Raw genomic sequence first — 14,433 nt, 5'->3', positions numbered from 1 at the left:
CTACGCTGATTTCATCAGCTTTTACAGCCCTACTCAACTGTGCGGAGGTGGGACGACGAAATCGAATTCTAACGAATTACCGATTTCTGTCCCACTCTCAGTAATTATTCTATTAATCCTCTATAGACTCTAAAAGCGTCATTAGGGCTTGGGCAGAACGACGTCCTGCTTCTACGATAAATTCATCAAAGGAAACGGATGCTTCATGGTTGGCATTGTCACTCATGGCACGAACGACTAAGAAAGGAAGGTTCAAAGCATGAGCTGCTTGAGCAATAGCTGCCCCTTCCATCTCTACAGCAAGAACTTGAGGGAAATGCTCTTTTATCGCTTTGATTTTATCTTCTCCAGCAACAAAACTATCTCCTGTCGCAATCAAACCTAAATGCCAAGTTTGATCCAGTTTAGACAAACTCTCTTGAATCAAACTGATAAACTTTTTGTCTGATTCAAAATAGAGAGGCTGTTGAGCCATTTGACCGTAATCATAGCCAAAGGCAGTCACATCAACATCGTGGTAGGCAAGCTTGTCTGCAATCACTACATCCCCTACTGCGATTCCACTTGCCACTGCACCAGCAGAACCAGTATTAATCACTGCATCGACTTGAAAGTGATCCGCTAAGATAGCGACACTCATCGCAGACATGACTTTACCAATACCACTCTCTACAAGTACAAGCTCAACAGAACCAATCTTACCAGTATGATAGCTATGTCCCAGAACCTTTTCTTCACTGGCTTCGTCCAAGTGTTGAATCAAGTAAACTAGCTCTTCTGGCATAGCTGCAATAATTCCAATTTTCATGATAGACTCCTTAAATAAATCTCATTGCTAAAATTAACAAAATCAAGAGAAAAATAACTGCAAAAAGAATCTTGTTTAATTTAGAATTAAAGACATTTCTCTTAGTATTTTCAATCCGACGACTTTTGTGAATAGAAGGTTCAACTTCGATGGTCAGTGTATCCTGGCTAAAACCATGATCTTTGGTTCGCGAATAGCCAAAATTTTGAGAAGAAGTCGGTAAAATCTTAGTTTCCTCATCATCTAGCAAGGGAGGACCTGAGATGTCCTCTCCTCGATTGGCACGTTCGATCATTTCATCTGTTAATAAAGGTTTACCCATGGGTTCCTCCACTATTTTTTTGTAATTCCCAGTACTGAATAGCCATGATAGTCTTGGCATCACAAATATCTCCTGACTGGATAAGTTCTTTAGCTTGGTCAAGACTGACTTCAAGTAACTCCAAAGTCTCATCTTCATCCTGAGGACGAGGATTTTCAACTTTTGTCAAATCGCTTGCCAAGTAAAGTTTTAAGCGCTCGTTACAAAATCCAATCGCAGAGTAAAAATCATAGAGAAGGCTTAATTTACCAGTATAGGCCGCTTCTTCTTCTAATTCACGAAGTGCTGCAGCTTCTGGATCTGCATTCTCCCCAATTTCAAGCTTACCTGCAGGAATTTCATAAGAGACTTTTTCAATCGCCTTGCGATATTGTTTAACAAGGACAACCTTATTATCTGGAGTAACTGCAAGGACACAAACTGCTCCATTGTGGAAAATCAAATCACGTTGCGCAGTACCTTTTCCAGAAGGTAGTTCAACCTGATCTTGAACTAGCTGAAAAATAGGTCCTTTATAAATTTCTTTACGACTAAGCGTCTTTTCTTCAAATTCCATCGTTAGCTCCTATTTATTGTTAGGATGGTGAGGGAGGCGAGTTGCATATTCGTCCTTATTAATTTGGCGACCTCGTCCAATAGCAATGGCATCAGCTGGAACATCCTTAGTAATGGTTGAACCTGCCCCAACAAGAGAATTATCTCCGAGTTCTACTGGAGCAATGATGGTTGAATTTGAACCAACGAAAACATTGTTACCAATGGTTGTTTTAAACTTGTGTTGACCATCGTAATTTACAGTGATGGTTCCTGCACCGAAGTTGACATCACTACCAACTTCACAGTTACCAATATAAGTCAAATGACCAGCCTTGGTATTTTCTCCGATACTAGATCCTTTTACTTCAACAAAGTTCCCGATATGTACATCTTTAGCAAGGCTTGATCCTGGACGGATATGGGCATATGGTCCAACTGTAACGCCATCTGCTACTGTGCTTTCTTCAATCATCGAGTTTGTAATCACAGTCCCTGAACCGATGGTGCTATCAAGGATATAAGTTCCATTGGTCAAAATAGTTCCTGCACCAATCTTACTAGAACCTTTGAGGGTTACATTTGCTTCGATTTGAACTTCTGGAGCGATTTCAACATCAATGTCAATGTAAGTCGCTTCGGGATTCACAAAACTTACACCATTAACCATATGCGCTTGGTTAATACGGCGACGCATGATGCCTTCAGCTGTCGCAAGGGCAACACGGTCATTAACTCCGAGACTTTCATCAAAGTCTTTCAGAGTATAGGCTCCGACTTTTTCGCCAGCTTCACGGAAAATACCAATCACATCAGTGATATAGTACTCGCCTTGTGCATTGTTGGTATTGATATTCTTCAAAGCTTCAAAGAGACGAGCATTATCAAAAACATAGGTTCCTGTATTGATTTCCTTGATTTGTTTTTCAAAATCAGTCGCATCCTTCTGCTCCACGATACGAAGCACTTCAGCATTCTCGTTACGAACAATACGCCCATAACCAAATGGATCTTCAGCTTCTGCAGTTAGGATTGTAGCTACGTTCTTGTGATTAACGTGGAAATCAATCAAGTTCTTTAGACTTTCACCAGTAATGAGTGGTGTATCACCAGCAATAACCAATGTTTGTCCAGAAAGTCCTTCAAGAATTGGCTCAGCCATCATAACCGCATGACCAGTTCCTAATTGCTCAGACTGTCTTACAAAATCAGTTTGACCAGCTAAAACTTGCTCCACAAGTTCTGCCTTATGACCCACAACCGTAACTGTTTTTTCAGGATTGATGGCACCTACACTACGAAAAACATGCTCAAGCATTGAAATTCCTGCAACCTTGTGCATGACTTTTGGTAGATCTGATTTCATACGAGTACCTTTACCCGCTGCTAAAATAACTGCATAATTTGCCATATTTTTCTCTTTTCTATAGAAATTCCCTTATATTATATCATAAATTTACTTTTTCAAACACAAAAGAGGGCAAATGCTTTAAAACATCGCATTCTCTAGATGATTTCGAGTATTTTTTTTTGATTTTTTTCACCATTTACGATACACTATAAAAGTATGAGAAAGAAAATAAATCCTGTTTTTATTTTTACTGTATTAGCTACTCTCGTGGGTATTTTTATCATTAATAGACCCAAGTTCGAAGACCATCCAGTCAAAACAAAGCAAAATCCAGTTCAAGTAGAAACTCAAGCTTTACATAATATCAACAAGCCGATTATTGATGTTTCTGGCTGGCAAAGACCATCAGAGATTAATTATGATACCTTAACTCAAAATATTTCAGGTGCGATAGTTCGGGTTCATAGTGGAGCTCAAGTTTCTGTTGAAAATGACGCTGCATTCAAAAATGGGGTTGATAAGGCTTATAAAGAACATATCACTGAATTCCAAAAACGAAATGTTCCAGTCGCTGTTTATGCCTATGTAGCTGGAAAAAATGTCGAAGAAATGGAAAAAGCTGCTGAAGCCTTTTATAACGCTGCTTCACCTTACAACCCAAGCTACTATTGGTTGGATGTTGAAGAAAAGACTATGTCTGACATGAACCAGGGTGTTGAGGCCTTTCGTGCTAAATTAGCTTCATTGGGTGCAAAAAATATCGGTATCTATGTTGGTGTTTACTTTATGGAGGAACATAGTATCAGCGTTGATAATTACTCAGCAATCTGGATACCTTCCTATGGAACCAACTCAGGTTACTATGAGAATGCTCCAAAAACAGATCTTAGCTATGACCTACACCAATACACTTCACATGGAAATCTTGGCGGATTTGAACATCACCTCGATTTGAACCTTATTTCTTCATCAAAGAACAAGGAAGAAACCTTTAGAAAATTGTTTTTAAATCCTTAATCACTATCACAATAAGCAAGTCAGACATTGCTTTCTGCTTGCTTTTCTTTATTTTTCAGTATTAAATCACTGTTTTATCTTTATAGAATATGAATCTCGGAGGACCTCTATGTTATCATGGTTATCAAAAATTATTAAGGGAATTGTAATTGCCCTAGGTTTCATTCTACCAGGGATTTCTGGTGGCGTTCTGGCTGCTATCTTGGGAATTTATGAGAGAATGATTCGTTTTCTTGCCCATCCTTTTAAGAATTTAAAAGAAGATGTGCTCTTTTTCCTTCCTGTCGGTATTGGGATGCTTCTAGGTATCGGACTTTTCTCCTATCCAATCGAGTATCTTTTAGAGAATTATCAAGTGTTTGTATTGTGGAGTTTTGCTGGAGCTATCATTGGTACCATCCCAAGTCTTGTCAAAGAATCAACTCGTGACTCTGATAGAGACAAGGTTGACCACATATGGTTTTGGGCAACCTTCATCATCTCAGGTATCGCCCTCTACGCCTTGAATTTTGTAGTTGGTTCTCTATCTGCAAGCTTCCTTAACTTCACACTTGCTGGTTGTTTGTTGGCGCTGGGTATTTTGGTTCCAGGGCTTAGTCCTTCCAATCTTCTCTTGATTCTTGGCCTTTATGGCCCTATGTTAACAGGATTCAAGACTTTTGATTTGTTTGGAACCTTCTTACCAATTGGGATTGGGCTTCTTATCACTCTGATTATTTTCTCTAAATTCATGGACTATGCTCTTCGCCTTTATCACTCACGTGTGTATCATTTTATCATTGGGATCGTACTATCAAGTACACTCTTGATCCTTATTCCAAACGCTGGAAATGCTGAAAGTATTAGTTACAGTGGTTTGTCACTAGTTTCATATGTACTGATTGCTTTCTTCTTTGCCCTAGGGATTTGGTTGGGAATCTGGATGAGTCAATTGGAGGATAAGTATAAATAATGGCAAAAAAAGTAAAAGTCAAGAAAACCTTGGTCCAACAAATTTTAACCAAGGCAGGAATAAACCATACAGGTATTCAAATTAATGCCTTGGAAGGTGAAATGCCTCAAGGTTATGAAAAGAGTCAGATTTTTAAGACTCTAGCACTTCTGGGAGATAAAACTGGACCAATTATTGGAATCGTGCCTATCACTGAACATCTTTCTGAAAAGAAACTTGCTAAGATTTCTGGTAATAAGAAAGTCAGCATGATTCCACAAAAAGACCTAAAAAAAACAACAGGCTATATCCACGGTGCCAATAATCCAGTTGGAATTCGTCAGAAACATAACTACCCTATCTTTATAGACCAAACTGCTCTTCAACTGAATGAAATGATTGTTTCCGCAGGGGAAGTTGGTCACAGTATCATTATCAATCCTCGAGATCTAGCATCCTTTGTTAAAGCTGAATTTGCAGATATCTTGGAGGCAAGTAACACATGAAATTCTATTTTATTCGTCACGGTAAAACACTTTGGAATCTGGAGGGTCGTTTTCAAGGAGCAAGTGGGGATTCTCCACTCTTAGATGAATCTATTGAAATCTTAAAAAAACTAGGTCGGTATCTCCAGGAAATTCCATTTGATGTGATTTATTCTAGTGATCTTCCTCGTGCCGTAACTTCTGCTCAGATTATCCAAAGTCAACTGAAAGTTAGCTGTCCCTTACGAGAAACATCCCTTCTAAGAGAATGGCAACTTGGAAAACTTGAAGGAGCAAAATTTGCAACCTTAGAAGCCATCTATCCCGAGCAATTAAAAGCTTTTCGCACCAATCTAGCAAAATTCGATTCGACTATGTTTGGAGCAGAATCTGTCTATCAAACAACACAACGAACTATCAATTTTGTTAAATCACTTCAAGATCAAGATTTTAAACATGTTTTAATTGTCGGTCACGGAGCCAATCTCACAGCCAGTATTCGAACTCTTCTAGGTTATGATACTCCACTACTTAGAAAAGATGGCGGTTTAGCAAATGCTAGTGTGACTATTGTCGAAACAGAAGACTTTAAAAACTTTAACCTCTTAGTCTGGAACGACACTTCTTATCAGAATTAGAACTGAACTTAACAATCACTGTTAAGTTCTTTTTAGATTTTGTAGAATATCCGTGAATTTATTTGACTTTTATGATAAAATGGGAGTATCGCAAAAAAGACTCATCGTATCAAGAATTGAGTAAAAACTAGGAGGAAAAAATGTCAACAGAACATATGGAAGAACTAAATGACCAGCAGATCGTTCGCCGTGAAAAAATGGCTGCGCTCCGCGAACAAGGAATCGATCCATTCGGTAAACGATTTGAACGCACTGCTAACTCACAAGAATTAAAAGATAAATATGCTGACCTTGATAAAGAACAATTACACGAATTAAACGAGACTGCTACTATCGCTGGACGTTTAGTAACAAAACGCGGTAAGGGTAAAGTTGGATTTGCCCACCTTCAAGACCGCGAAGGTCAAATTCAAATCTACGTTCGTAAAGACGCTGTTGGTGAAGAAAACTACGAAATCTTTAAAAAGGCTGACTTGGGAGACTTCCTTGGTGTCGAAGGGGAAGTGATGCGTACGGATATGGGAGAACTCTCTATCAAGGCGACTCACATTACACACTTGTCTAAGGCTCTTCGTCCACTTCCAGAGAAATTCCACGGTTTAACTGACGTTGAAACAATCTACCGTAAACGTTATCTTGACTTGATTTCTAACCGCGAAAGCTTCGAACGTTTTGTTACTCGTTCAAAAATCATTTCTGAAATCCGTCGTTACCTAGACCAAAAAGGATTCCTTGAAGTTGAAACACCAGTTCTTCACAACGAAGCTGGCGGTGCTGCTGCTCGCCCATTCATCACTCACCACAATGCTCAAAACATTGACATGGTGCTTCGTATCGCGACTGAGCTTCACTTGAAACGCCTTATCGTTGGTGGTATGGAGCGTGTTTATGAAATTGGTCGTATCTTCCGTAACGAGGGAATGGATGCTACACATAATCCTGAGTTCACTTCTATCGAAGTTTACCAAGCATACGCAGACTTCCAGGATATCATGGACTTGACTGAAGGCATTATCCAACATGTAGCTAAAGCTGTTAAAGGTGACGGTCCAGTTATCTATCAAGGAACTGAAATCAAGATCAACGAACCATTTAAACGTGTACACATGGTGGATGCAATCAAGGAAATTACAGGTGTTGATTTCTGGCAAGATATGACTTTCGAAGAAGCTAAAGCTATCGCAGCTGAAAAGAATGTTCCTGTTGAAAAACACTACACTGAAGTTGGTCACATCATCAATGCATTCTTTGAAGAATTTGTTGAAGAAACATTGATTCAACCAACATTTGTCTATGGTCACCCAGTGGCTGTATCACCACTTGCTAAGAAAAATCCTGAAGATGAGCGCTTTACAGATCGTTTCGAGCTCTTCATCATGACTAAAGAATACGGTAATGCCTTTACTGAGTTGAATGACCCAATCGACCAGCTTAGCCGTTTCGAAGCTCAAGCCAAAGCCAAAGAGCTTGGTGACGACGAAGCAACAGGCATTGATTACGACTACATCGAAGCACTTGAATACGGTATGCCACCAACAGGTGGTTTGGGAATCGGTATCGACCGTCTCTGCATGCTACTCACAGATACTACTACTATCCGTGACGTACTTCTTTTTCCAACTATGAAATAAAAACTCAAATCTCCTAGTTACATTCTAGGAGATTTTTAATAATAACAAAAAGACAAACTCAATATTGAGCTTGTCTTTAAATTTTCTTATTAGAATAATCCAAGAACTGTACCATCACTTTCAACATCCATGTTGAGAGCAGCTGGTCGTTTTGGAAGTCCAGGCATGGTCATAACGTCACCAGTAAGAGCAACGATGAAGCCTGCACCCAATTTTGGTACCAATTCACGAATAGTAATTTCAAAGTTTTCAGGGGCTCCAAGAGCATTTGGATTATCCGAGAAACTGTATTGAGTTTTAGCCATACAGATTGGCAATTTGTCCCAACCGTTTTGTACGATTTGTGCGATTTGAGTTTGAGCTTTCTTCTCGAAGTTTACTTTGCTTCCACGATAGATTTCAGTGACAATCTTTTCAATCTTCTCTTGTACTGAAAGGTCGTTGTCATACAAACGTTTATAGTTAGCTGGATTTTCGTCAATTGTCTTGACAAGAGTTTCAGCTAGAGCCACTCCACCTTCTGCTCCATCAGCCCATACGCTAGCTAACTCAACCGGAACATCGATTGAAGCACAAAGTTCTTTCAAAGCTGCTATTTCAGCTTCTGTATCAGATACGAACTCGTTAATAGCAACAACTGCTGGAATACCGAACTTACGGATATTCTCAACGTGGCGTTTCAAGTTTGCAAATCCTGCACGAACTGCTTCTACATTCTCTTCTGTCAAAGCATCCTTAGCAACCCCACCATTCATCTTAAGAGCACGAAGTGTTGCAACGATAACTACTGCATCTGGTGAAGTTGGCAAGTTTGGAGTTTTGATATCCAGGAATTTCTCAGCACCAAGGTCTGCACCAAAACCTGCTTCTGTCACTGTGTAATCTGCCAAGTGAAGGGCTGTAGTTGTAGCCAAGACAGAGTTACATCCGTGTGCGATATTGGCAAATGGGCCACCATGTACAAAGGCAGGTGTTCCATAGATGGTTTGAACCAAGTTCGGTTTGATAGCATCTTTCAAAATCAATGCCAAGGCACCTTCAACCTGTAGATCACCAACTGAAACAGGTGTACGATCATAACGGTAGCCGATAACGATATTGGCCAAACGACGTTTCAAATCTTCAATATCAGTTGCCAAGCAAAGAATAGCCATGATTTCTGATGCGACAGTGATATCAAATCCATCTTCGCGTGGAATACCATTAAGAGGACCACCAAGTCCAACTGTCACGTGACGAAGAGCACGATCATTCAAGTCCACTACGCGTTTCCAGAGAATACGACGTTGGTCGATTCCAAGCTCATTTCCTTGGTGCAAATGATTGTCAATCAAGGCAGAAAGAGCATTGTTTGCAGTTGTTATTGCATGCATATCTCCAGTAAAGTGAAGATTGATGTCTTCCATTGGTAAAACTTGGGCATAACCACCACCAGCTGCACCACCTTTAATCCCCATGACTGGTCCAAGAGAAGGTTCGCGGATAGCAATCATGGTTTTCTTACCAATCTTATTCAAAGCATCAGCAAGCCCAATGGTAATGGTTGACTTACCTTCACCAGCTGGTGTTGGGTTGATAGCAGTGACTAAGATCAACTTTCCAACTGGATTTGCTTCAACTTCACGAATCTTATCAAAGCTAAGTTTAGCCTTATACTTTCCATACAATTCCAAATCGTCTGCAGAAATCTCAAATTGGTCAACGACCTCAACAATTGGTTTTAGCTCGATACTCTGTGCAATTTCAATATCTGTTTTCATAATGAACTCCTCTACCTCAAATGTGTTAATTCATTATATCATAAAATAAGATTTTTAACAGTCATAAAGCTTAGTAACGTTCGTAAATATCACAACACTTCAGACTTTCTTGGCTTCTTTTTAAATTTTTATATGCCTTTATAGGTTTTAACTATAGTTGAAAGCTTGAATTTCACATAATATTTTATCGCTTTCATTTTACTTACTGTTCATTTTTTTGTATAATAGTTCTATGAAAATTTTAGTTACATCTGGTGGTACAAGCGAGGCAATAGATCGAGTTCGCTCCATTACCAATCACTCTACTGGTAGACTTGGTAAAGTAATAACTGAGACTTTACTAAAGGCTGGTCACCAAGTTTGTCTAATTACTACGCGACAAGCACTAAAACCAGAACTAGACCAGAATTTAACCATTATTGAAATCAACAACACTTCCGATTTACTCCAAGAGATGAAACGGATTGTCCCTGATTATCAAGTCTTGATCCATTCAATGGCTGTTTCTGACTACAGCCCAGTTTACATGACTGGTCTTGACCAAGTTCAAGCAAGTCAAGATTTAAATGAATTTTTACATAAGAAAAATATGGAAACAAAGATCTCCTCTAAGGATGAGGTACAAGTACTATTTCTTAAGAAAAATCCAAAGATCATCTCTCTTGTTAAAGAATGGAATCCAAGTATCCATCTCATTGGCTTTAAACTCCTTGTCGATGTTACTAAGGAGCATCTGATTCAAATCGCTAGAGAAAGTCTTGTAAAGAATCAAGCTGACTTGATTGTCGCTAATGACCTCACTCAGATTAATGCTGATCAACACCTGGCTTATCTAGTAGAGGAAAAAGATTATCAGATTGCTAGCCACAAACAAGAAATTGCTGACTTATTAGTGGAAAGAATTCAAGGATTTGATCATTAGAAAGGAAAGTTATGGCTCGTATTATACTCGCTGTGACAGGCTCTATCGCCTCTTACAAGGCTGCTGATTTGGTTAGTAACTTGAAGAAACAGGGGCATTCTGTTACTGTACTCATGACCCAGGCTGCGACTGCCTTTATCCAACCTTTAACCCTTCAAGTCTTATCTCAAAATACCGTACATCTCGATCTTATGCAGGAACCTTATCCCGACAAAGTCAATCATATCGAGCTAGGAAAAGAAACAGACTTATTTATCCTTGCCCCTGCAACCGCTAATACGATTGCGAAAGTCGCGCACGGTTTGGCTGATAATATGGTAACTGCTACTGCTCTTGCCCTACCCAACTACGTACCAAAACTAGTAGCACCTGCTATGAATACCAAAATGTATGACCATCCAGCAACTCAAACAAACCTAAAAACTTTAGAAACTTATGGTTATACAATTATTTCTCCTAAAGAATCCCTACTGGCCTGTGGAGACGTAGGACGGGGTGCTCTTGCTGATCTTGATACTATTTTACAACAGATAAAGGAAAAACTTCATGAACAAACGCTCTAATATTGCTCCTGTTGCTATCTTTTTTGCCAGTATGATTGTCATCCATCTGCTGACCTCAATCTTATTTAATGTATTACCATTCCCAATTAAACCTACTATTGTCCATATTCCTGTTATTATTGGAAGTATCATTTACGGCCCACGGATTGGTGCAATCCTTGGATTTTTAATGGGTATGATTAGCTTAACAGTTAATACACTTACAATTCTACCAACCAGCTATCTTTTCTCTCCATTTGTACCAAACGGTAACATCTACTCCCTAGTTATTGCGATTGTACCACGCATCCTTATTGGTTTAACTCCATACTTTGTCTATAAACTCCTCAAAAACAAGGCGGGTCTCATCTTCGCGGGAGCACTGGGTTCACTTACCAACACTGTATTTGTACTAGGTGGAATCTTCTTCCTCTTTGGAAATGTTTTTGACGGAAATATCCAAAAACTATTAGCTACTGTTATCTCAACAAATTCTATCGCAGAACTCATAATCTCAGCAATACTTACCCTAGTTATTGTTCCGAGACTTGAAAAAATCAAAAAATAAGAGGTCGGGAAAATCCCGACCTCGATTTTTATTTGCCCCAAGTAACTGACTCTGTATTTAATTAAGATTACAGACTTCTAAAAGTCCCTTTGACGAGACTATCTAAAAGCATGATTGTTAAAGACTTACTGATATGGGAAAAGGCTTCAATCTTGGAAAAATGTTTACTTTCCCACGGCCTTTTATCTACTTATTATTGGGCTAGACGTGCTTCTTCTAAAATCTTTTCAATCTTTGTTGTCAGCAAATCAATCGCTACTGTGTTGGTTACTCCTTCTGGAATAACGATATCTGCATAACGCTTTGTTGGCTCGATAAATTGGTGATACATAGGCTTAACCACCCCAAGATATTGATCGATAACACTATCTAGACTGCGACCACGCTCTTCCATATCACGTTTAATACGGCGAATAATACGAACATCATCATCTGTATCTACGAAAATCTTGATATCCATCAAATCACGAAGTCGTTTGTCCTCCAAAACCAGGATTCCTTCTACGATAAAGACATCCTGAGGTTCTTGACGATAAGTTTTAGAACTTCTGGTATGGGCAGCATAATCATAGGTAGGAATATCAACTGGACGACCTGCCAACAACTCTTTGATTTGCTCAATCATCAAATCAGTATCAAAAGCAAAAGGATGGTCATAGTTGGTCTTAATACGCTCTTCAAAGGTTAGATGAGATTGATCTTTATAGTAGGAATCATGCTCAATCATAGAGATTTTCTCATTTGGAAAATGTGACAAGATTGCTTTAGATACACTTGTCTTTCCTCCTCCAGATCCACCTGTTACTCCGATAATGATTGGTCTATTTTGCATTGTAGCCTCCTTGTTTTTTCCCTTGTCTATTTTACCATATTTTTGATAAATTTTACAGATGGAGTTTTCTAGAAAATAGAAGAAAAAAATCCTCATAGCTAGAAGCTACAAGGATTTGTAATTGATTAATCGAAGTTAACGTATTCTTTAGAAAGTTCAAGAACTTCTTCCATTGTTGAACATTCAGTAAGAGCACGGTTAGCGTATTCTTGCATTTTAGCAGTGTCGAGTTTCTTCATCAAGCTACGAGTACGAAGTACAGATGTTGCTGACATAGAGAACTCATCCAAGCCCATTCCGACAAGAAGTGGAACAGCTGTTTGGTCACCAGCCATTTCACCACACATACCAGCCCATTTACCTTCAGCGTGAGCTGCTTTGATAACGTTATTGATCAAACGAAGGATTGATGGGTTGTATGGTTGGTAAAGGTATGAAACTTGTTCGTTCATACGGTCTGCCGCCATTGTGTATTGGATCAAGTCGTTTGTACCAATTGAGAAGAAATCAACTTCTTTTGCAAATTGGTCTGCAAGCATAGCTGCTGCAGGAATTTCGATCATGATACCAACTTGGATGTCATCCGCAACTGCAACACCTTCAGCAAGAAGGTTAGCTTTTTCTTCATCGAAGACTGCTTTAGCTGCACGGAATTCTTTCAAAAGCGCGACCATTGGGAACATGATACGCAATTGACCGTGTACAGAAGCACGAAGAAGAGCACGGATTTGAGTGCGGAACATTGCATCTCCAGTTTCAGAGATAGAGATACGAAGAGCACGGAATCCAAGGAATGGGTTCATTTCATGAGGCATATCGAAGTAAGGAAGTTCCTTGTCACCACCGATATCCATTGTACGGACAACAACTGGTTTACCGTTCATTCCTTCAAGAACAGCCTTGTATGCTTCGTACTGCTCGTCTTCAGTTGGGAAGTCTTGAGAATCCATGTACAAGAACTCTGTACGGTAAAGACCGACAGCTTCTGCACCATTGTCGTTAACACCTTCAACGTCTTTTGGAGTACCAATGTTTGCTGCCAATTCGAAGTGTTTACCGTCAGCAGTAACTGTTTGAGCATCTTTCAAGAGTGCCCACTCAGCTTTTTGTTGAGCGTAAGCTTCACCAGCTGCTTTAAATTCAGCTGCTTGTTCTTCAGTAGGGTTGATAATCACTTCACCTGTAATACCATTAACGGCAAGTAGGTCACCATCTTTAACGATTTCAGTGATGTTGTTTGTACCCAAAACTGCAGCGATTTCAAGTGTACGAGCCATGATAGCTGAGTGACTTGTACGACCACCAATGTTTGTTACAAAAGCTTTTACAAAGTTTTTGTCCAATTGAGCTGTATCAGATGGAGTCAAGTCGTGAGCAATCACGATCACTTCTTCATTGATAGAAGCTGGGTTTGGCAATTTTTTACCAAGGAGGTTAGCCAATACACGTTTTGTTACGTCGCGGATATCCGCTGCACGTTCTTGCATGTATGGGTTGTCTTCCATGCCTTCAAAGATTGTGATAAACATGTCTGTAACTTCTTTCAGACCTGCTTCTGCATTCACTTTCTTAGCACGGATAGTTTCTTTGATTTGACCGATTAATTCAGGGTCAGCAAGAACCATCAAGTGGGCGTCAAATACTTGTGCCGCTTCTTCACCAAGCGTACCTACAGCCTTCTCGCGGATAAGAGAAAGCTCGTTTTGAGAAGCTTCAAGAGCAACATCCAAACGAGCCTCTTCTGCATTTGTATCTTCGACTGTAACAGTCTCGAATGATAAATCCGGTTGAACGAGTAGATATGCTTTTGCAACTGCAACACCATCAGATGCTGCGATTCCTTTAAGCATTTCTGTCATTTCCTTATGCCAATCCTTCTTTTTCCATTGTTTCTGAGATTGCAGCGATAGCGTCATCAGCGTCTGCACCTTCAGCAGTGATTGTAACATCAGCACCTTGACCAACACCAAGGCTCATTACACCCATGATAGACTTAAGGTTAACTGATTTACCTTTGTACTCAAGAGTGATATCTGAAGCAAATTTGCTAGCAGTTTGTACCAACAATGTTGCTGGACGTGCGTGAATACCT

Annotated in this window: 16 protein-coding genes; 8 read left to right on the top strand and 8 right to left on the bottom strand. The window is 39.6% G+C overall.

The genetic code is table 11. The features are described from left to right. Positions 1–112 precede the first annotated feature (112 nt). Genes E7C97_RS07530 through glmU form a run of 4 tightly spaced genes read right to left on the bottom strand, consistent with a single transcriptional unit; the run spans position 113 to position 3,075 of the window. Positions 113–808 carry a 5'-methylthioadenosine/adenosylhomocysteine nucleosidase gene (locus E7C97_RS07530; RefSeq protein ID WP_316108692.1) on the bottom strand — a complete coding sequence of 232 codons (696 nt, stop codon included), beginning with the start codon at positions 806–808 and terminating at the stop codon, positions 113–115. A 10-nt stretch (positions 809–818) separates the two neighbouring features. Continuing rightward, on the bottom strand, positions 819–1,130 hold the full coding sequence (gene macP, locus E7C97_RS07525; RefSeq protein WP_000517859.1) for a cell wall synthase accessory phosphoprotein MacP: 312 nt from the start codon (positions 1,128–1,130) through the stop codon (positions 819–821). After that, positions 1,123–1,686 carry an NUDIX hydrolase gene (locus E7C97_RS07520; protein ID WP_316108691.1) on the bottom strand — a complete coding sequence of 188 codons (564 nt, stop codon included), beginning with the start codon at positions 1,684–1,686 and terminating at the stop codon, positions 1,123–1,125. The genes macP and E7C97_RS07520 overlap by 8 nt, the downstream gene beginning before the upstream one ends. A gap of 9 nt (positions 1,687–1,695) precedes the next feature. Then, positions 1,696–3,075, bottom strand: a complete 1,380-nt coding sequence (gene glmU / locus E7C97_RS07515; RefSeq protein ID WP_316108690.1) for a bifunctional UDP-N-acetylglucosamine diphosphorylase/glucosamine-1-phosphate N-acetyltransferase GlmU — start codon at positions 3,073–3,075, stop codon at positions 1,696–1,698. A 156-nt stretch (positions 3,076–3,231) separates the two neighbouring features. Between glmU and E7C97_RS07510 the strand changes: the two genes are divergently transcribed. From E7C97_RS07510 to lysS, 5 genes are all read left to right on the top strand, one after another. Continuing rightward, positions 3,232–4,032 carry a glycoside hydrolase family 25 protein gene (locus E7C97_RS07510; RefSeq protein ID WP_316108688.1) on the top strand — a complete coding sequence of 267 codons (801 nt, stop codon included), beginning with the start codon at positions 3,232–3,234 and terminating at the stop codon, positions 4,030–4,032. 109 nt (positions 4,033–4,141) lie between these two features. Further along, a complete protein-coding gene (locus E7C97_RS07505) occupies positions 4,142–4,984 on the top strand; it encodes a DUF368 domain-containing protein (protein WP_316108687.1) in 843 nt (280 codons plus the stop codon). Beyond that, positions 4,984–5,469 (top strand): aminoacyl-tRNA deacylase, encoded by a 486-nt coding sequence (locus E7C97_RS07500; protein WP_316108685.1) that lies wholly within the window; start codon positions 4,984–4,986, stop codon positions 5,467–5,469. Before E7C97_RS07505 ends, E7C97_RS07500 begins: the two co-directional genes overlap by 1 nt. Then, positions 5,466–6,086 carry a histidine phosphatase family protein gene (locus tag E7C97_RS07495; protein WP_316108684.1) on the top strand — a complete coding sequence of 207 codons (621 nt, stop codon included), beginning with the start codon at positions 5,466–5,468 and terminating at the stop codon, positions 6,084–6,086. Before E7C97_RS07500 ends, E7C97_RS07495 begins: the two co-directional genes overlap by 4 nt. A 140-nt stretch (positions 6,087–6,226) precedes the next feature. Continuing rightward, positions 6,227–7,717 carry a lysine--tRNA ligase gene (lysS, locus tag E7C97_RS07490; RefSeq protein ID WP_316108683.1) on the top strand — a complete coding sequence of 497 codons (1,491 nt, stop codon included), beginning with the start codon at positions 6,227–6,229 and terminating at the stop codon, positions 7,715–7,717. A gap of 89 nt (positions 7,718–7,806) precedes the next feature. On the opposite strand, the gene E7C97_RS07485 is transcribed toward lysS, so the two are convergent. Next, positions 7,807–9,477 carry a formate--tetrahydrofolate ligase gene (locus E7C97_RS07485; protein ID WP_316108682.1) on the bottom strand — a complete coding sequence of 557 codons (1,671 nt, stop codon included), beginning with the start codon at positions 9,475–9,477 and terminating at the stop codon, positions 7,807–7,809. Positions 9,478–9,709: 232 nt separating this feature from the next. On the opposite strand from E7C97_RS07485, the gene coaB reads away from it, so the two are divergent. The 3 genes from coaB to E7C97_RS07470 are packed head-to-tail and all read left to right on the top strand — an operon-like array spanning position 9,710 to position 11,509. Further along, positions 9,710–10,399 (top strand): phosphopantothenate--cysteine ligase, encoded by a 690-nt coding sequence (gene coaB / locus E7C97_RS07480; RefSeq protein ID WP_316108681.1) that lies wholly within the window; start codon positions 9,710–9,712, stop codon positions 10,397–10,399. Between the two features lie 11 nt (positions 10,400–10,410). Beyond that, positions 10,411–10,962, top strand: coding sequence for a phosphopantothenoylcysteine decarboxylase (gene coaC, locus E7C97_RS07475; protein WP_316108680.1), 552 nt, complete (start codon positions 10,411–10,413; stop codon positions 10,960–10,962). After that, on the top strand, positions 10,946–11,509 hold the full coding sequence (locus E7C97_RS07470; protein ID WP_316108679.1) for an ECF transporter S component: 564 nt from the start codon (positions 10,946–10,948) through the stop codon (positions 11,507–11,509). Before coaC ends, E7C97_RS07470 begins: the two co-directional genes overlap by 17 nt. A gap of 193 nt (positions 11,510–11,702) precedes the next feature. Here the strand turns inward: E7C97_RS07470 and udk are convergent, their stop codons facing one another. The 3 genes from udk to E7C97_RS07455 all read right to left on the bottom strand — a co-directional run. Then, on the bottom strand, positions 11,703–12,341 hold the full coding sequence (udk, locus tag E7C97_RS07465; protein ID WP_007555045.1) for a uridine kinase: 639 nt from the start codon (positions 12,339–12,341) through the stop codon (positions 11,703–11,705). A 125-nt stretch (positions 12,342–12,466) separates the two neighbouring features. Beyond that, a complete protein-coding gene (gene ptsP, locus E7C97_RS07460; protein ID WP_025171271.1) occupies positions 12,467–14,200 on the bottom strand; it encodes a phosphoenolpyruvate--protein phosphotransferase in 1,734 nt (577 codons plus the stop codon). Positions 14,201–14,204: 4 nt separating this feature from the next. After that, the coding region (locus tag E7C97_RS07455; RefSeq protein ID WP_316108675.1) for a phosphocarrier protein HPr at positions 14,205–14,433 on the bottom strand (229 nt) is incomplete at its 5' end.

Origin of the sequence: Streptococcus sp., assembly GCF_032481935.1 — a bacterium.
Classification (GTDB): Bacteria; Bacillota; Bacilli; order Lactobacillales; family Streptococcaceae; genus Streptococcus.
Note: the sequence above shows the minus strand (reverse complement) of the source record. Positions and strands in the feature narration are given on the sequence as shown.